This window comes from Lysobacter soli (assembly GCF_009755585.1).
Classification (GTDB): Bacteria; Pseudomonadota; Gammaproteobacteria; order Xanthomonadales; family Xanthomonadaceae; genus Lysobacter_J; species Lysobacter_J soli.
Genome location: NZ_CP046603.1, coordinates 2,850,837 through 2,869,535, shown reverse-complemented (window position 1 = coordinate 2,869,535; position 18,699 = coordinate 2,850,837). Strand labels below are relative to the sequence as shown.

The 18,699-nt window shown below is 66.8% G+C and carries 6 protein-coding genes, 1 pseudogene and 2 riboswitches; of the genes and pseudogenes, 5 read left to right on the top strand and 2 right to left on the bottom strand.

All coding sequences use genetic code 11. From position 1 onward, the window contains the following. The first annotated feature begins 102 nt into the window (after positions 1 to 102). The 5 genes and pseudogenes from GOY17_RS13045 (at position 103) to GOY17_RS13030 (ending at position 14,047) form a co-directional block, all read left to right on the top strand. Positions 103 to 2,406, top strand: coding sequence for a two-partner secretion domain-containing protein (locus GOY17_RS13045; RefSeq protein ID WP_157030718.1), 2,304 nt, complete (start codon positions 103 to 105; stop codon positions 2,404 to 2,406). A 195-nt stretch (positions 2,407 to 2,601) separates the two neighbouring features. Then, a complete protein-coding gene (locus tag GOY17_RS13040; RefSeq protein ID WP_198173682.1) occupies positions 2,602 to 4,302 on the top strand; it encodes a ShlB/FhaC/HecB family hemolysin secretion/activation protein in 1,701 nt (566 codons plus the stop codon). Positions 4,303 to 5,077: 775 nt separating this feature from the next. Further along, positions 5,078 to 5,158 (top strand): annotated as a pseudogene (locus GOY17_RS19145) (ESPR domain-containing protein); the annotation flags it as partial. Positions 5,159 to 5,398: 240 nt separating this feature from the next. Further along, entirely contained in the window at positions 5,399 to 13,102 is a 7,704-nt protein-coding gene (locus GOY17_RS13035) for a YadA-like family protein (RefSeq protein ID WP_232338429.1), read from the top strand. Between the two features lie 111 nt (positions 13,103 to 13,213). Further along, positions 13,214 to 14,047 (top strand): OmpA family protein, encoded by an 834-nt coding sequence (locus GOY17_RS13030; RefSeq protein ID WP_157030715.1) that lies wholly within the window; start codon positions 13,214 to 13,216, stop codon positions 14,045 to 14,047. Positions 14,048 to 14,575: 528 nt separating this feature from the next. Here the strand turns inward: GOY17_RS13030 and gcvP are convergent. Both gcvP and GOY17_RS13020 read right to left on the bottom strand, forming a co-directional pair. Further along, the gene (gene gcvP, locus GOY17_RS13025) at positions 14,576 to 17,467 is read right to left on the bottom strand and encodes an aminomethyl-transferring glycine dehydrogenase (protein WP_157030714.1); all 2,892 of its coding nucleotides are present in this window, start codon (positions 17,465 to 17,467) and stop codon (positions 14,576 to 14,578) included. 64 nt (positions 17,468 to 17,531) lie between these two features. After that, a riboswitch (glycine riboswitch) is annotated at positions 17,532 to 17,653 on the bottom strand. A 1-nt stretch (position 17,654) separates the two neighbouring features. Beyond that, positions 17,655 to 17,755: riboswitch (glycine riboswitch) on the bottom strand. Between the two features lie 63 nt (positions 17,756 to 17,818). Continuing rightward, positions 17,819 to 18,679 carry a pirin family protein gene (locus GOY17_RS13020; RefSeq protein ID WP_157030713.1) on the bottom strand — a complete coding sequence of 287 codons (861 nt, stop codon included), beginning with the start codon at positions 18,677 to 18,679 and terminating at the stop codon, positions 17,819 to 17,821. Between the last annotated feature and the right edge of the window lie 20 nt (positions 18,680 to 18,699).

Here is an 18,699-nt window from a genome sequence, read left to right as displayed (position 1 = left end):
GGGCCAGAGGCGCAACGCCTCGGCAACGTGGGCCGGGCGGCGGATGACCGAAGGATCGGCACGTCATCGCGGCTTTCAGTAAATCCCCCAAGAGAAGTACCCATGACTCAATTCGAAGCACGCTACGAAGCCGGCACGCTGTCGGCATCGCAAAACGCCCTGCGCGTCCTCAAGCCGACCGTCCTCGCCGTCGCGATGGGCTGCGTCGGCAGCGCGTGGGCCGCCGACGGCGGTGTCGTCGTCAACGGCACTGGCCGCATCGCCACGCAGGGCGCCACCACCACCGTCACCCAGTCGACCGACAAGATGGTTGTCAACTGGAACAACTTCGACATCGCGCAGGGCCAGACCGTCAACTTCGCGCAGCCGAACGCGTCGTCGGCCGTGCTGAACCGCGTCGTCGGCCCGGTGAAGGCCACCGACATCCAGGGCACGCTGAACGCCAACGGCCGCGTGTATGTCGTCAATCCGGCCGGCGTGATGTTCGGCCAGAACGCCGTCGTCAACGCCGACAGCGTCGTTGCTTCGACGCTGGACATCGGCGCGCAGCAGTTCATGGCCGGCGGCCGCGCGGCGGGCAACCAGAAGCTGCTCGACCTGACGGCCGGCAGCACCAAGGGTTCGGTCGTCAACCAGGGTCGCATCAACGCCCGCCAGGTCGCGCTGCTCGGCGGCCAGGTGCTGAACAAGGGCCAGATCAACGCCACGGGTGACGTGACCCTGGGCTCGGCGCAGACGGCGACGCTGTCGCTCGACAACTCCGGCTTCTCGGTCGCCCTGGGCGCACCGGAACTGAACGCGCTGGTCGACAACGGCGGCATGATCGTCGCCAAGGGCGGCAACGTGCGCCTGACCGCCGCCGCCACCGGCGACGCGCTGCGCAACGCCGTGCGCAACACCGGCACGATCGAAGCACGTCGCGCCACCACCGGCGCGGGCGGTTCGATCGAACTGCGTTCCGACGCCGACGGCCAGATCGCCATCGGCGGCAAGCTGACGGCCGACGACCGCATCAACATCGAAGCCCGTCCGGGCACGGCGACCAGCAACGGCCGCACGATCGTCGTCGAGCCGCTGGCGCAGCTGCAGGCGTCGGACATCGCGCTCAACGCCGTGGGCAGCACGCTGACCTCCAACGGCAGCTACACCGCCAACACCGTCACGCTGGCCGGCGACAACGTCGTCGTCAACGCGCCGGTCGTGTCGGCGCGCGACGTGAACGTGTACGGCGCCAACAGCGTCACGCAGAAGGCGAACATCACCGGCACCGGCCGCGTGTCGATCAACGGCAACACCATCGATCAGGCCGCCGGCGTGACCACGCGCGGTGGCGCAATCGAGCTGATCGCGAACCAGGCCACCGGTTCGGTCAAGGCCGCCACGCTGGACGGCGAGCAGGTCCGCATCGCCGGCAAGACCGTCGCGCTCAACGAAGACGTGAAGGGCAAGTACGGCATCGACGTGGCCGCCGGTCGCGGCGGCAGCATCACGGCGGCGAAGTCGCTGACGTCCGACGCCGGCAGCGTGAACCTCGACGCGGTGGGCGCAAAGGTCGTCACGCGCGGCGCGGTCAACGGCCAGCAGGTCCGCATGAACGCCGACGCGGTGGAAATCTACGCACCGGTGACCGGCAAGGGCGACGTCGTCCTGTCGGGCAACGTCACCGGCGTGTGGCAGGCCGCCGACGTCACCAGCACGCAGGGCAATGTGATGGAAACCGGCGGCGCGCTGTACCACGCCGCTGGCGTCACCACGACGGCCGCCCGCAACGCGGAATTCCGCGCTCCGGCGCGTGGCGTGCCGCTGGCGTTCAACCTGGGCGACATCAAGGCGTCGCAGGTAGTGGTGGATAACGCCGCGGGCAGCGTGAACCTCAACGGTGCGATCTCGGCCGACGCCGGCGTGCAGGTGAACGTCGGCAACGGCAGCCTGACGACCGCCAAGGCCATCGAGTCGAAGTACGGCTCGGTGAACCTCGCCGCTACGACCGTCACCACCAACGGTGCGATCAATGCGGGCAGCGACGTCAACATCAGCGGCACGACGATCAAGTCGGGCGTCATCACCGCCGGCAACCAGATCGCGCTGAACGGCAGCGACGTCACCCTGGGTGGCAAGCTGACCGCACGTCGCGTGTTCGTTCCGGCGAATGCGAAGAACACCGCCGGCTACATCATCGCGACGGATGCACAGCCGCAGCCGCAGCCGCAGCCGCAGCCGCAGCCGCAGCCGGAACCCCAGCCGCAGCCGACCCAGCCGATCTACCCGGCTCCGGAGCAGCAGGTGCCGCAGCCGGCCCAGCACACCGAGCGCCTCATCCCGATGAGCCAGGCGCAGGCCGAAGGCATCAACCAGTTCTCCGTGGTGTGGGTCGATGGCCGTCCCATGGCGCTGGTGATCCAGTAAGGCGGGCGGGCGGTGGTTTCGGCCACCGCCCCTTCCTGTCGTGACGTAACCAAGCGGGAGGAAGGTGCGAGGGCGCCTTCCTCCTTCTTGCGTTCTGACGCTTTCGCGTTTCTTGCGTGGTTTCGATCGCGCGAAACGCTTTCCTTTCCAGATTCCAGATGCGCGGCGATACCGCCGTGCGTCGAAAACCGTGCCGTGAATTCCTTTCCCCGTACCACGCTCCGCCGCCTGTCCATCGCGACCGCGTTCGTTCTCTCGCCGCTCGCCCACGCAGCCGAAGGCAGCATCACCTCCGGCGGATTGCTGCGACAGACGCCCGAGCTTTCGCATGCGTTGCAGCCGTCCGGTCCTGCAACGGCGCAGAACGATTCCGCTTCGTCGTCCGACGCGCCCGGCGACGGCGACGAACTGCGATTCCAGATCAATGACTTCGTCTTCGACGGCGAGTTGTCGCCTGACGAGCGCACGCGCGTCGAGGCGTTCATCGCGCCGCTCCGCGGCCGGCAGATGACCTTGTCCGCATTGCAGACCGTGCGTGGCGAACTGACCGAACTGCTCTACCACGACGGCGAATCGCTCGTGCGCGTGACGCTGCCGCAGCAGACGATCGAGGGCGGCGTCGTGCGCTTCGAGATCGTGCGCGGTCATATCGAACGCATCGAGGTAAGCAACGCGTCCGACGTGGCGACCGACCGCATCGAACGCATCCTGCAGGGTGGCAGCGTCGCCGACCCGAAGCTGCGTGACATCGACGCGCGCATGCGGCTGCTGCGCGCATTGCCGGGCGTCGGCGCGGTGGACGCCACGCTCTCGCCCGGCAAGTACGCCGGCGGAACGATCGTGACCGTGAGTGTCGCGCCCGGCGCCGGTCTGTATGGCGCGATCACCGCCGACAACGCCGGTTCGATTGAAGCGGGCGAGCGCCGCATCGGGCTCGTCGGCGGCATCAACAACCCGTTCGGTCGTGGCGATCGTTTCGAAGCGATGGTGTACGTCACGCCCAACGCATTGCAGACGCATGCGTCAGAAGGCGGGCAGACGCGCCTGGCGCGCGTGTCGTACGACACACCCGTTGGCGATGGAGTGACGCGTGTCGGCGCCGCGGTGTCGCATGTCGCGTACCGGCTTGGCGGCGCGTTCGCCGGACTCGGCAAGGGCTCGGCCGACGTTGCCAGCTTGTATGCAACACGCCCCGTGTGGCGCACGCGCGACGCCAGCCTGGACGTCAGCGCGTCGATCGACCGCAAGCAACTGCGCGACGACCGCTTCGACGGCCTGCTCGAAAGCCGCCGCGACAGCGACGTCGCCAGCGTGCGCGCCGACGGATCGGGCGTCGCGGGGAAGGGACGTTGGCGGCGCTGGTATCGCTACGGGCTCGGCGTGTCCTACGGCGCAATGGACCAGACCGATCTGGATCGCACCAGCGGCGAGGACGCCACGCGCAAGCACGCGACGTTTGTGAAAGCCGAGCCCGTCGCCAGCATCGCCGTCGCGCCGGTATCGAGTTTGCAACTCAGCGCGCAGGTGCGCGGCCAGTGGGCGAGCCGCAGCCTCGACGGTTCCGAGCGCATGAGCCTCGGCGGCCCCGGCGCGGTTCGTGCCTACGATCTCAGCGCGGCGGCGGTCGACGACGGCGCCGTGGTGTCGCTGGAGGCCAGCCACGATTTCATCATCCCCAACACGCGCATCAGCGCCTTCTACGACGGCGCGGCCGGTCGCTATCGTTCGGCGATGGGGTACCCCTCGCGTTCGACCAACCTGCAAGGCGCCGGCATCGGCGTGAACTGGAACTGGAAGGGCGTGCAGGGACAGGTGAGCGTTGCACGTGCGATCGGTGGCTCGGACGAAAAGCCGAAGGACGATCAGGTGTGGGTGACGGTGGGGAAGTCGTTCTGAGCCGACAATTCCACGTAGCGCGATGCAACGGAAAGCGCATCTTTTAGCCCCTCTCCCCGCGGGAGAGGGGTTGGGGTGAGGGTCGGGGCGTGCGACCACGCCGGCGATAGCGATGCGCGCTTCCAAAAGCGCGAAATCAAATGGATTCCAGCTTTCGCTGGAATGACGGTGATGTGGCCTGCACTCACCAGAGTGTCCCTACGCTACGGGCCTGGGTCCCGGCTTTCGCCGGGAAGACGGTTCTCTCTAGCGCTCTGGTGCGACTCCTCGCATCCCATACCGCCGTCATTCCCGCGAAGGCGGAAATCCATCCATCCGACGCTGCACATCTTCCACGAACTCCGAGCCCGGAACGTCGAGGTCGGAGCCCGCGCGCGCGTGACATCGCCCGATGCGCGACAAAAACCGCTTGACACGTCGTTGATGCAGTCAGGCCGATCTGCACGACAACCCGCGCGAACACGGCCGCGCCGCGCTGGCTGCATGCGTTCGCCAAATCCCGCCATGCCATCTCGCGCAATCGCTTGAGTCCTACGGTTTATCGCCTCGCCGCGGACGCGAGCTTCCTGAACCCTTGGCCAGTTTTTCTCTGAGAGTTCTCTGAGGAAAAACACCGCGATGCGCGTGCAAGCGGCTCGCGCTTATCCGGGCCTAAAACCCTCAGATTTATCTAATAGGACCACTGCCTGCCGACGACGACGATGCGCACCCGTCTGGGCGCTCCTGCCCGGCGTTTTTGTCTTTCTTCCTTTCTCGTCAAACAGGTGTGTTTCAAATGAACAAGATTTACCGGGTGGTATGGAATGCGGAGACCGGCCAGTGGGTCGTTGCTTCGGAAATGGCCAAGGGCCGCAAGAAGAAGGCGTCCGGTGCAGTGGCCGTCGCTGCCGCCACTGTCGTACTTGCCTCTGCGGGGAGCGCAAATGCGTCACTGATCATTCAAGGAAATCCGCAGGAAACGGGTTCCGCTCGTGCCTGCTATCGGATTCTGGACGGTTCCGGCGGCCAGATCAGCGCCGGCGATACCAACGTTACAAAGTGCATCGTTCCTCAAACCACGGGCACGGCAAGCACGCAGGGTGACCCGGGAAGCCAGGTGGTCATCTACTCCTCCGCAGGTATTGCCAAGCAGAGCGGCAGTGTCACCGGAAACGGACTTGAAGACTCCGTCAACATCGGTGGCTGGCTCGACGTGTGGGACGTCGCGACGTTCCACAATGGTGCCGACATGCAGGGCACCCAGATCAACAAGCTCGCCGCGGGTACAGCCGATACTGACGCCGTCAACGTGAGCCAGCTCAAGGGCGTGACGACCGCGCTCGGCGGTGGCGCGGCCGTGAACGCCGACGGCACGATCAAGGCGCCGACGTACACCGTGAACGGCAATGCCTACAACACCGTGGGCGACGCAATCAACAACATCAGCAACGGCGGCGGCATCAAGTACTTCCATTCGAACTCGACCCTGTCGGACTCGACCGCCGGCGGCACCGATTCCACCGCCATCGGTCCGGAGGCTTCAGTCAACGCCGCGGCAGGTGGCGGCATCGCGATCGGTAGAGCTGCCTCGGTAACGGCGAACGCGACGTCGGCAGGTGTGGCCGTTGGCACGGGCGCGAAGGCGGATGCCGACGGCGCGATGGCATTCGGTCGTGATGCCAAAGCGAGCGTCAGCTCGAGCGTCGCCATCGGTCACGCCGCGGTCGCCGATCGCGCTTCCGGCGCCGGCGGCAGCACCAAGGGTGCAGTTTCGGTGGGCAGCGGCGGCGACGGCGTGGCGACCGACACGCGCCAGATCATCAGCGTGGCGCGCGGTACGCAGGACACCGACGCGGTGAACCTCAGCCAGCTCAAGGGCGTCACCACGGCCCTGGGCGGCGACGCGGCCGTCAACGCAGACGGCACCGTCAAGGCGCCGAGCTACACCGTCAACGGCAGCACCTACAACAACGTCGGTGATGCGATCACGGCAGCGGCAGCGTCCGGTACCGCGAAGTACTTCCACGCCAACTCGACGGCGGCCGATTCCAAGGCGACGGGCGTCAACAGCGTCGCGGTTGGCCCGAATGCCGTGGCGGGAGTAGATAACTCCATCGCGATCGGCAACGGCGCGAAGGTCGATTCCACCAACACCGACAACGCCGGCGTCGCAGTCGGTAGCGGTGCCCATGCCAATGGCGTGTCGAATGCTTTTGGTTACAACGCCAATGCATCGGGCACCTGGTCCACCGCGACCGGCGTGTACTCGGCGGCGTCCGGCGCCAATTCGACGGCGCTGGGCGATCAGGCCAACGCGTCCGCTGCGACGGGTGTTGCGCTCGGTTCGAAGTCGGTGGCCGACCGTGCTTCCGGCACGGGCGGCAGCACCAAGGGTGCGGTCTCGGTGGGCAGCGGCGGCACGGGCGTTGCGACCGACACGCGTCAGATCATCAGCGTGGCGCGCGGTAAGCAGGACACCGACGCGGTCAACTTGAGCCAGCTCAAGAGCGTGGTAACGGACCTCGGCGGCGGCGCGGCCGTGAACGCCGACGGCACCGTCAAGGCGCCGACGTACACGATCCAGGGCACGACGGCCAACGACGTTGGCACTGCGCTCACGAAGCTGGACACCGCGACCACCAAGAACTCCGGTGATATCACCACGCTCAACACCACCGTAAACAACATCACCAACGGCGGTGGCATCAAGTACTTCCACACCAATTCAACGCTGGCTGACTCCACGGCCGGCGGTACCGATTCGACGGCAATTGGCCCTGCGGCTTCGGTCAATGCAGCGGCTGGCGGTGGCATCGCCATTGGTCACAGCGCGGCCATCACCTCCAGTGCGACGACGGGCGGCGTGGCAATTGGCTCGGGTTCGAAGTCCGACGCGAACGACGCCCTCGCTTTCGGGCGTGACAGCTCGGCCAGCGCCGCCGATGGTGTCGCACTTGGCCATGCCGCCAAGGCCGACCGCGCGTCTGGGACCGGCGGCAGCACCAAGGGCGCTGTTTCTGTGGGTAGCGGCGGCGCGGGAGTCGCGACCGACACGCGCCAGATCATCAGCGTCGCGCGCGGTACGCAGGACACCGATGCGGTGAACCTGAGCCAGCTCAAGAGCGTGGTGACGGACCTGGGTGGCGGCGCAGCGGTCAACGCCGACGGCACGATCAAGGCGCCGACGTACGACGTCAACGGTACCAACTACACCAACGCGGGCAGCGCCATCGACGCGTTGGACACGCGCATCGACGGCGTCACCGCCAATCCGCTGAAGTTCTCGGGCAACAGCGGCACGGATGTGTCGCGCAAGCTCGGCGACACGCTGGCGATCAAGGGCCTGGCCACCACGGCCGGCACCTTCTCGGGCAACAACATCAAGACGGTGACCGACCCGACCAACGGCGGCATCTCGATCCAGATGGCAGATGCACCGAAGTTCGGCAACATCACCGTCAACGACAGCGGCAAGATCAGCGGCCTCTCCGATGGCACTGCCGCGACCGACGCAGTCACCAAGGGGCAGCTGGACGCGGCTGTCATCCAGGCCGGTGCGGGCTGGAAGATCAAGGCCAACGCAGGCACGGCCGGCACGATCAAGGGCGGCGACACGCTGGCCGTTGTCGATGGCACCAACACGAAGGTGGCGTTCGATTCGACCAAGAACGAGCTGAAGGTATCGGTGGCCGATGCGCCGACGTTCTCGGGCACGGTCACCGCTAACGGCGGCCTGACGGTGGGCGCGAGCCAGACGGTCGACATGGGCGGCAACAAGATCACCAAGGTCGCGGCCGGCACGGGCGACACCGACGCAGTCAACATCAGCCAGCTCAAGGGCATCACTACCGCCATGGGCGGCGGTGCGGCGGTCAACACCGACGGCACGATCAAGGCGCCGACGTATGACGTGAACGGAACCAACTACAGCAACGTGGGTGGTGCGGTCGACGCGCTGGATACGCGCATCGACGGCGTGAACAGCACGGTGACCAACATCACCAACGGCGCTGGCATCAAGTACTTCCACACCAATTCAACGCTGGCGGACTCCACGGCTGGCGGTGCCGATTCGACGGCCATTGGCCCTGCGGCTTCGGTCAATGCAGCCGCTGGCAGCGGCATCGCCATTGGACATAACGCCGCTGTCACCTCCAGTGCGACGACGGGTGGCATCGCTGTCGGCTCGGGCTCGAAAGCCGACGCGAACGACGCCCTCGCTTTCGGGCGCGACAGCTCGGCCAGCGCGGCCGATGGCGTCGCACTCGGCCATGCCGCCAAGGCCGACCGCGCGTCTGGGACCGGCGGCAGCACCAAGGGCGCTGTTTCTGTGGGTAGCGGCGGCGCGGGCGTGGCGACCGACACGCGCCAGATCATCAGCGTCGCGCGCGGTACGCAGGACACCGATGCGGTGAACCTGAGCCAGCTCAAGAGCGTGGTGACGGACTTGGGTGGCGGCGCGGCGGTCAACGCGGACGGCACGATCAAGGCCCCGAGTTACGACGTCAACGGCACCAACTACACCAACGCGGGCAGCGCTATCGACGCCCTGGATACGCGCATCGACGGCGTCACCGCCAACCCGCTGAAGTTCTCCGACACGGCTGGTACGACCGTGTCGCGCAAGCTCGGCGAAACCCTGAAGATCACGGGCGTGGGCACCACGGCCGGTACCTTCTCGGGCAACAACATCAAGACCGTTGCCGACGCGACCACCGGTGAAATCAAGATCCAGGTGGCCGATGCGCCGAAGTTCGGCAACATCGCCGTGAACGACAGCGGCAAGATCAGTGGCGTTGCCGCTGGTACGGCCGCGACGGACGTGGTCAACAAGGGCCAGCTGGACGCGGCCGTCATCCAGGCCGGTGCAGGCTGGAAGATCAAGGCTAACGCTGGTACCGAAGGCACCATCAAGGGCGGCGACACGCTGGCCGTGGTCGATGGCACCAACACCAAGGTGGCGTTCGATTCGACCAAGAACGAGCTGAAGGTTTCGGTGGCCGACGCCCCGACGTTCTCCGGCATGGTCACTGCCAACGGCGGCCTGACGGTCGGCGCGGGCAAGACGATCGACATGGGCGGCAACAAGATCACCAAGGTCGCGGCCGGCACGGCCGACACCGACGCGGTGAACGTCAGCCAGCTCAAGGGCATCACCACGGCCATGGGCGGCGGCGCCGCGGTCGCCAGCGACGGCACGATCACGCAGCCGACCTACACGGTCGACGGCAAGGACGCGAAGGGCGTGGACGGTGCGATCACCGCGCTGGACGACAGCATCAAGTCCGCGAAGGACGGCATCGATGGCTTGAACGCCGACATGGCCGACGTCGTGAAGTACGACTCCGCCGACCACAAGAAGGTCACCTTCGGCGAGGCCGGCACGCCGGTCGTGCTCGACAACGTGGCCAACGGCACGGTTGCGAAGGACTCCAAGCAGGCGATCAACGGCGGCCAGCTGTTCGATGTGCAGACCGCGCTGACCGACAAGGGCTTGGTGTTCTCCGCCAACAGCGGCACCAACGTCACGCGCAAGCTGGGCGAGACGCTGGGCATCAAGGGCGGCGCCACGCCGGTGGCCGGCACGTTCTCGGACAAGAACGTCCAGACCGCGACCGACACCACCAACGGCGGCATCGTCATCAAGATGGCCGATTCCCCGCAGTTCGGGAACATCGTCATCAACAAGGGCGGCAACGGTTCCATCGACATGGGCGGTGGCAAGATCACCAACCTGACGGACGGCACCGCTGCCACCGACGCAGTGACGAAGAAGCAGCTGGACGACGCTGTGATCAGCGCCGGCGCAGGTTGGAAGATCAAGGCCAATACCGGCACGGCGGGCACGATCAAGGGCGGCGACACGCTGGCCGTGGTCGATGGCACCAACACCAAGGTGGCGTTCGATTCGACCAAGAACGAGCTGAAGGTCTCGGTGGTGGATTCGCCGAAGTTCGGCGACATCACCATCAACGACGCCGGCAAGATCACCGGCCTGGAAAACGGCACGGCCGCCGGCGACGCCGCCACGGCTGGCCAGCTGCAGGAACTCGCCGACGTCATCGGTGGTGGCACGAAGGTCGATCCGACCACGGGCGAGATCGTCAAGCCGTCGTTCGACATGGCCGATGGCACGAAGGCCGACACGGTCGCAGACGCCATCGACAACCTCGACACGCGCGCCAAGGAAGCGAAGGACGGGATCGACGGCATCAACGGCAAGATCGAAACGATCACCGGCGACATGGCCGACGTGGTCAAGTACGACTCGGCCGCGCACGACAAGGTGACCCTGGGCGCCGACGGCACGCCGGTGGTGCTGACCAACGTGGCCGACGGCAAGGTGGAAGCGGGCTCGAAGGACGCGGTCAACGGCGGCCAGCTGCATGACGTCAGCCAGTCCGTGGCCGACGCCATCGGCGGCGGCGCGTCGGTCGATCCGACGACGGGCGAATTGACCAAGCCGGAGTTCAAGCTGGAAGACGGCGAAACCACCGTCGACAACGTGGGCGATGCGATCACCAACATCGACAGCCGCACCACGGCCAACACGGACATCATCAACAACATCATCAACAACGGCGCGGGCATCAAGTACTTCCACACCAACTCGACGCTGGCGGACTCGCAGGCGAAGGGCGTGGACTCGGTGGCCATCGGCGGCAACGCCATCGCCAACGCGAAGAACTCGGTGGCCCTGGGTTCCAACTCGACGAGCGATCGCGAGAACACGGTGTCGGTGGGCAAGGCGGGTGCCGAGCGCCAGGTCGTCAACGTGAAGGCCGGCGTCGAGCAGACCGACGCGGTCAACGTCTCGCAGCTGAAGGGCATCGCCGACGCCATCGGCGGCGGCACGGCGATCGACCCGACGACGGGCGCGATCACCCCGCCGAAGTTCGACGTCACCGACAAGGATGGCAACACCGTCGAGGCGGGCACCGTGGCCGATGCGATCAGCACGGTCGACGAGCATGTCACCAACGTCGACAACCGCGTCACCAACATCGAAGGCGACGTCACCAACATCATCGACGGCAAGGCCGGCCTGGTTCAGCAGGACGAGACGAGCCGCGAGATCACGGTGGGCAAGGACACCGACGGCACCGTCGTGAACTTCACCAACAAGGACGGCGAAGCGCGCGTCTTGGACGGTGTGGCGAATGGCGAGATCAAGGAAGGCGGCACGCAGGCCATCAACGGTGGCCAGGCGTACGACATCGCCAATTCGGTGACCGAAGCGCTGGGCGGTGGTTCCGTGGTGAATCCGGACGGCACCATCTCGAAGCCGCAGTACGACGTCACCAACGCCGACGGCACGACGGAGAAGGTCGACGGCGTCGAAGGCGCCATCACCAACCTCGACCAGCGCACATACGACAACACCACCAACATCACCAACCTGACCCAGCAGATTACCAACGGTGAAGTCGGCCTGGTGCAGTACGACGATGCGACCGGCACGGTCACCGTGGCGGCGGGCAAGGGCGGCACGACGGTCGACTTCGCCAATGCCGACGGCGCAGCCCGTCAGCTGAAGAACGTCGCCGCCGGTGCCGAAGACACCGACGCGGTCAATGTCAAGCAGCTGAAGGACATCCTGGGCGGCACGGACACGCAGGACGAGAACGGCAACTACGTCGGCCCGACCTACAACGTGACCAACGTTGATGGCACCACCACCGAAGTGCACACCGTGGGCGATGCGATCACCAACCTCGACGGCCGCGTCTACAACCTGTACCAGAACATCGAGCAGGGCACCGTGGGCCTGGTCCAGCAGGCGGCAGCGGGCGAGAAGCTCACCGTCGGCAAGGACACCGATGGCGCCGAGGTGAACTTCGCCGGCACGGCGGGCGACCGCAAGCTGACGGGCGTGGACAACGGTACGGTCTCCGACAAGAGCCACGACGCGGTGAACGGCAGCCAGCTGTACACGGTGGCGCAATCCGTGGCCGATGCCATGGGCGGCGGTTCGACGGTCAACGAAGACGGCTCGGTCACCACGCCGGTCTACAACGTGACCAACGTCGACGGCACGACCACGACGGTCAACGGCGTGGAAGGCGCCGTCACCAACCTCGACCAGCGCACCTACAGCAACACCACGCAGATCCAGAACATCACGAACCAGATCAACGGTTCGGGTATCGGCATGGTGCAGCAGGCGGCCCCGGGCGCGGACCTGACGGTCGGCAAGGGCACCGACGGCAAGGCGGTGAACTTCACCGGCACCGACGGCGACCGCGTGCTGACGGGTGTTGCGGCCGGTTCGGCCGACAACGACGCCGTCAACATCAAGCAGCTGAAGGACGCGGGCGTCATCAACAAGGACGGCAGCGCCAATGCCGTGGTGACCTACGACAACGCGGAGAAGACCAGCATCACGATGGGTGGTGAGGGTGCTTCGACGCCGGTCGCGATCCACAACGTCGCCGACGGCGTGGCCGATCACGACGCGGTCAACATCAGCCAGCTGAACCAGCGCCTGCAGAGCAACAACACGGAAGTGCTCAACCAGGCCAACAGCTACACCGACCAGCGCATCAACGACGTGTGGCAGGACCTCGGCGACGAGATCAACCAGGTCAACCGCCAGGCCAACCGCGGCATCGCGGCGGCATCGGCCCTGGTCAACGTGACGCCGTACCTGCCGGGCAAGACCGCGGTCAACGCCGGCGTCGCGTCCTACCGTGGCGAAGCCGCGCTGGGCGTGGGTGTGTCGCGCTGGAGCGACAACGGCCGCGTGAACTTCAACGCGGGCGTGTCCGCGGCGAAGGGCGACGAGCCGGTGTTCCGCGTCGGCGTCGGCTACGTCTTCTGACGAGAGCGGAGGGGAAAGGACGTTGCGGGACTTCGTGCCCGCAGCGTCCCGACCGCTCGTCCGTCATCCATTCCATCCCGCGGCTCCGGCCGCGAGGCAGAGGTTCCAACGATGTTCAATTACAAACGAATGCCGGGGCTCGCCCTGGCGCTGGCCGCGGCGGCGACGTTGTCCGCCTGCGGCTCCACGCACCTGAGCAGGATCGAAGACGGCCAGACGCAGCAGCCGGTTTGGCCTGCGGTCGAGAAGGCGCGCCCGATCGTCGAGTCCACGGTGTTCCCGCAGGTCGAAGCGCTACGCAAGATCGACGTGGGCACGCCGAAGCTCGAGGTGTACCGCCTGATCGGCCACCCGATGTACCGCGAGGGCATCGCCGGCGTGCACGAGTGGGACTACGTGTTCAAGTTCCCGCTCGCCGAGCAGCCCGGCCAGTACATGACGTGCCAGTACAAGGTGCTGTTCGACGACCAGATGCTGGCCCGCCAGACGTTCTGGAATCCGGCCGGTTGCGCGGGTGTCGTCGGTCCTGTGCAGGCGGTGCAGCCGGCACAGCCGGATGCTCCGGCGCGCGTGGTCGCGGCGACCGAAGTGTCGGCGGATTTCCTGTTCGACTTCGACAGCGGAACGCTCGCCTCGGGCGCGGCGCAGGCCATCGACAGCAAGGTCATGGAAGTGCTCGACAAGGCCGAGCGCGTGGAGGCGTTGCGCGTGATCGGCTTCACCGATCGCCTCGGTAGCGAGGCCTACAACCAGCAGTTGTCGCTGAAGCGTGCGGAGGCGGTGAAGCGGTACCTCGTGTCGCGCGGCGTCCCGGGCGAGGCGATCCTCACGTCCGGCCGTGGTGCAGCCGAGCCGGTCGTGACGTGCCCGGGTGCGAAGAGCCCGTCGGTGGTGGCGTGCCTCAAGCCGAACCGTCGCGTTCGCATCGAGGTGGTGGCGCGCTGAGTAGTACCTGCGAGGCCGACGCTTGCTGCGTTGGCGTCGCGAATTCTCGTCGTGAGTGGAAGACGCCCCGCCTTGCGGGGCGTTTTCTTTTCTGGGAACCCTGCGCGGGAACCCTAGACGCGGCTCGCTCGACGGGCGGCTTCGCTGTTGGCCCCTCTCCCTCCGGGAGAGGGGTTGGGGTGAGGGTCGGGACGTGCGAGTGTGCTGGCGCTCGTGGCGCATGGTTGCATTGCGCGTGGGTCATGCTCGAAGCAACAGCAAGATGGATTCCAGCTTTCGCTGGAATGACGGTGAGGCGGTTTGCCGACAAGAGAGTGCCCATGCGCTGCGGGCCTGGGTCCCGGCTTTCGCCGGGATGACGGCTTCGGACAAACGCTTCGCGCTCTGCCGTCCCGAATCCCGAACGATCAGCAATCGGTAATCAGTAACCAGCAATCACGAATCACGAATCACGACCCCCAATAGCAAAACGCCCCGCACGAAGCGGGGCGTCTGCATCAAGGCGAAGTCTCGTCGTAATGAAACGCCTTACGCCTCGACCTCATCATCCTTGTACGCATCCACCGGGATGCACGCGCACATGACGTTCTTGTCGCCATAGACGTTGTCCACGCGCGCGACCGGCGGCCAGTACTTCTGCAGTCGCAGGCTCGGCAGCGGGAATGCGGCCAGCTCGCGCGGGTACGCGTGCGTCCACTCGCTCGCCGACACGGCGGTCGCGGTGTGCGGCGCGTTCTTGAGCGGGTTGTCCTCGCGATCGAGCTTGCCTTCTTCCACCGCGCGGATCTCGTCGCGGATCTGGATCATCGCATCGATGAAGCGGTCGAGTTCATGCAGCGACTCGGACTCGGTCGGCTCGACCATCAGCGTGCCGGCGACCGGGAAGCTCAGCGTCGGCGCATGGAAGCCGAAGTCGATCAGGCGCTTGGCGACGTCCTCGGCCGACACGCCGGTCGAATCCTTCAGCGGACGCAGGTCGAGGATGCACTCGTGCGCGACCAGGTCGTTGCGGCCGGTGTAGAGCGTCTCGTAGTGCGGCGCCAGGCGGCGGGCGATGTAGTTCGCGTTGAGCAGCGCGACCTGCGTCGCACGGCGCAGGCCGGCGGCGCCCATCATCGTCACGTACATCCAGCTGATCGGCAGGATCGAGGCCGAACCGAAGCTCGCCGCCGACACCATGCCCACGTCGCCGTTGCCGACGCCGTCCGTCCTCACGCCATCGGCGTTGAGCGCACCGGGCAGGAACGGCGCCAGGTGCGACTTCACCGCGCACGGGCCGACGCCCGGGCCGCCGCCGCCGTGCGGGATGCAGAAGGTCTTGTGCAGGTTGAGGTGCGAAACGTCCGAACCCCACTTGCCCGGCTTGGCGACGCCGACGAGGGCGTTCATGTTCGCGCCGTCGGTGTACACCTGGCCGCCGTGCTTGTGGATGATCTCGCAGATCTCCACGACCTCTTCCTCGAACACGCCGTGCGTGGACGGGTAGGTCATCATGATCGCGGCCAGGCGATCGCTGTACTTCTCGGCGTTGCGGCGGATGTCCTCGACATCGACGTTGCCGTTGCCGTCGGTCTTGGTCACCACGACCTGCATGCCGCACATCTGTGCCGAGGCCGGGTTGGTGCCGTGAGCCGAATCCGGGATGAGGCAGATGTCGCGATGCGCTTCGCCGCGCGAGCGGTGGTAGGCGCGAATCGCCAGCAGGCCGGCGTATTCGCCCTGCGCGCCGGAGTTCGGCTGCAGGCTGACGGCGTCGTAGCCGGTGCATTCGACCAGCATCGCTTCCAGTTCGCCGATGAGCTGCTGGTAGCCGGCGGCCTGCGCGCCCGGGGCGAGCGGATGCAGGTTGCCGAACTCCGGCCACGTCACCGGGATCATCTCGGCGGTGGCATTGAGCTTCATCGTGCACGAACCCAGCGGGATCATCGTGCGATCCATCGCCAGGTCCTTGTCGGCCAGCGAGCGCATGTAGCGCAGCAGCTCGTGCTCGCTGTGGTGCGTGTTGAACACCGGGTGCGTCAGGAACGCGCTGGTGCGCAGCAGGCCGTTCGGCAGCGCGTCCTCGACGGTCGCATCCAGCGCATCGACGTCGACGTTCGCGCCGAACAGCGCGGCCAGCGCGACGACGTCCGCACGCGTGGTCGTTTCATCGAGCGAAATGCCGAGGCTGCGTCCGTCGATGCGACGCAGGTTGATGCGGGCATCAACGGCCTTGGCGTGGATCGCGTCGGCATCGACGTCGACCACGTGCAAGGTGTCGAAGAAGTCCGGACCGACGGTGATGCCGGCGTTGCGCAGAGCGGTGGCGAGGATCGACGCCAGGCGGTGGGTGCGGCGCGCGATGCGCTGCAGGCCATCCGGGCCGTGGTAGACGGCGTACATCGACGCCATCACCGCCAGCAACACCTGCGCCGTGCAGATGTTGGACGTCGCCTTCTCGCGACGGATGTGCTGCTCGCGCGTCTGCAGCGTGAGGCGGTACGCGGCCTTGCCTTCGGCGTCGATCGACACGCCGATCAGGCGACCCGGCATCGAACGCTTGTACGCATCGCGGCACGCCATGAACGCCGCGTGCGGGCCGCCGAAACCGAACGGCACGCCGAAGCGCTGCGTGTTGCCCACGACGATGTCCGCGCCCCATTCGCCCGGCGCGGCGATGAGCGTCAGCGCGAGCAGGTCGGTCGCCACGGCGACGAGGCCGCCGCGCGCGTGCACGGCGTCGGCGAGCGCCTTGTAATCGTGGATCTGGCCGAACGTGTTCGGGTACTGCAGCAGCACGCCGAAGCTGTCGATGCTGGCGGCCTCGCTGTCATCGGCGACGACGAGCTCGATCTCCAGCGGCTCGGCACGCGTGCGCAGCACTTCCAGCGTCTGCGGGTGCACGCCGTTTGATACGAAGAAGGTGTTGGACTTCGACTTGGCCGAACGCTTGGCCAGCGTCATCGCCTCGGCCGCCGCGGTGGCTTCGTCGAGCAGGGACGCGTTGGCGATCTCCATGCCCGTCAGTTCGGCGCACATCGTCTGGAAGTTGATGAGCGCTTCCATGCGGCCCTGCGAGATCTCGGCCTGGTACGGCGTGTAGGCCGTGTACCACGCGGGGTTCTCGAGGATGTTGCGCAGGATGACGTTCGGCGTGTGCGTGCCGTAGTAGCCCTGGCCGATGAAGCTCTTGAAGACCTGGTTCTTGTCGGCGATCGCGCGGATCTTGGCGATGGCGTCGACTTCCGTGATCGCCGCCGGAAGGTCCAGCGGCTTCGGGGACTTGATCGACGCAGGGACGATGGCGTCGGTCATCGCGTCCAGCGAATCGAACCCGACCACGCCCAGCATCTGCGCGATTTCGGCATCGTTGGGGCCGATGTGGCGTTCGAGGAAGGCGTCGTGGTGCTCGAGGGCGCGCAGGGAGGTCTTCTGGCTCATGTGGCGAGGGGCATCCAGGTTTGGCTCGAAAGCCGGGGCGTGCGCGGTCGCGCACGTGGAGTGCCCCTCTGTCCTTTTGCCTGAGAGTTTCAAAGCGCGGGGCGGGGAGGAGACCCCGCTGGCTTCTTGCCCCTTCGGCGCCGGTTCCGGCCGAATGCATCGGGCGCGGGCGGTCTCTCCAGAGTGTGAGCCGACGGCGGTAATGGGGCCTGAGCGATTCCGGGCGTTTGCGCCTTCGGCAGCGGCTCCGACCTGTTCAGGTTGGGCCGCTTCTCCCACCGTCTGCTGGGTGCGAATCATACCGGTCGCGGGCCGATCCTGCCTGCCGCAGCGACCGCCCCGGCGCGGGGTTCAGCGCTCGGGCAGGGGAATGAACTCGTCGTCGCCCGGCACGTGCCCGAAGCGGCCGTCCAGCCAGTCCTGCTTGGCCTGCTCGATGCGCTCCTTCGAGCTGGACACGAAGTTCCACCACAGGTGGCGCGGGCCGTCGAGCGGCTCGCCGCCCAGCAGCATCGCCTTGACCGGCGTGCGCGCACGCAGCTTCGGCTGCGTGCCTTCGTCGAGCACCACCAGGTGCATCGCCGGGATGTCCGCGCCGTCGAGCTGCGCGTCGCCTTCCAGCACGTAGAGCGCGCGCTGCGCATGGCTGTCGTCGAGCGCGAGCTCGGCGTCGGCATCCAGGTCGATCGCCACGTACAGCGTGTCCGCGTACACGTGCACCGGCGATTCCTCGCCGTAACCGCGACCGGCCACCACGCGCAGCCAGCTGCCGTCGCGGCGCTGCTGCGGCAGGGTCGCCGCGGGATGGTGGAAGAAGCCCGGGTCGGCCTCCTCCGAACTGCGCGGCAACGCGACCCAGGTCTGCATGCCGTGCAGCGGATGTTCGTGCTCGCGCAGCGTGGCGGGCGTGCGTTCGGAATGCGCGATGCCGCGGCCGGCGGTCATCCAGTTCACGTCGCCGGGGTTGATGTCCTGCAGGCTGCCGAGCGTGTCGCGATGGGTGATCGTGCCCGACCACAGGAACGTCACCGTCGCCAGCCCGATGTGCGGATGCGGGCGCACGTCGATGCCGCGGCCGACCTCGAACACCGCCGGCCCCATGTGGTCGACGAACACGAACGGACCGATCGAGCGCGCCTGAATGCTCGGCACCGCGCGGCGCACGTGGAAGCCGCCGAGGTCGTGCACGCGCGGGGAAACGATGAGGGTCATGGCCGGACTCCGACGTGGGG

Bases quoted from the DNA above. Each gene is read 5' to 3' on its own strand.
- GOY17_RS13045 (WP_157030718.1), top strand. From the start codon at position 103: ATGACTCAATTCGAAGCACGCTACGAAGCCGGCACGCTGTCGGCATCG.
- GOY17_RS13030 (WP_157030715.1), top strand. From the start codon at position 13,214: ATGTTCAATTACAAACGAATGCCGGGGCTCGCCCTGGCGCTGGCCGCG.
- gcvP (WP_157030714.1), bottom strand. From the start codon at position 17,467: ATGAGCCAGAAGACCTCCCTGCGCGCCCTCGAGCACCACGACGCCTTC.
- GOY17_RS13020 (WP_157030713.1), bottom strand. From the start codon at position 18,679: ATGACCCTCATCGTTTCCCCGCGCGTGCACGACCTCGGCGGCTTCCAC.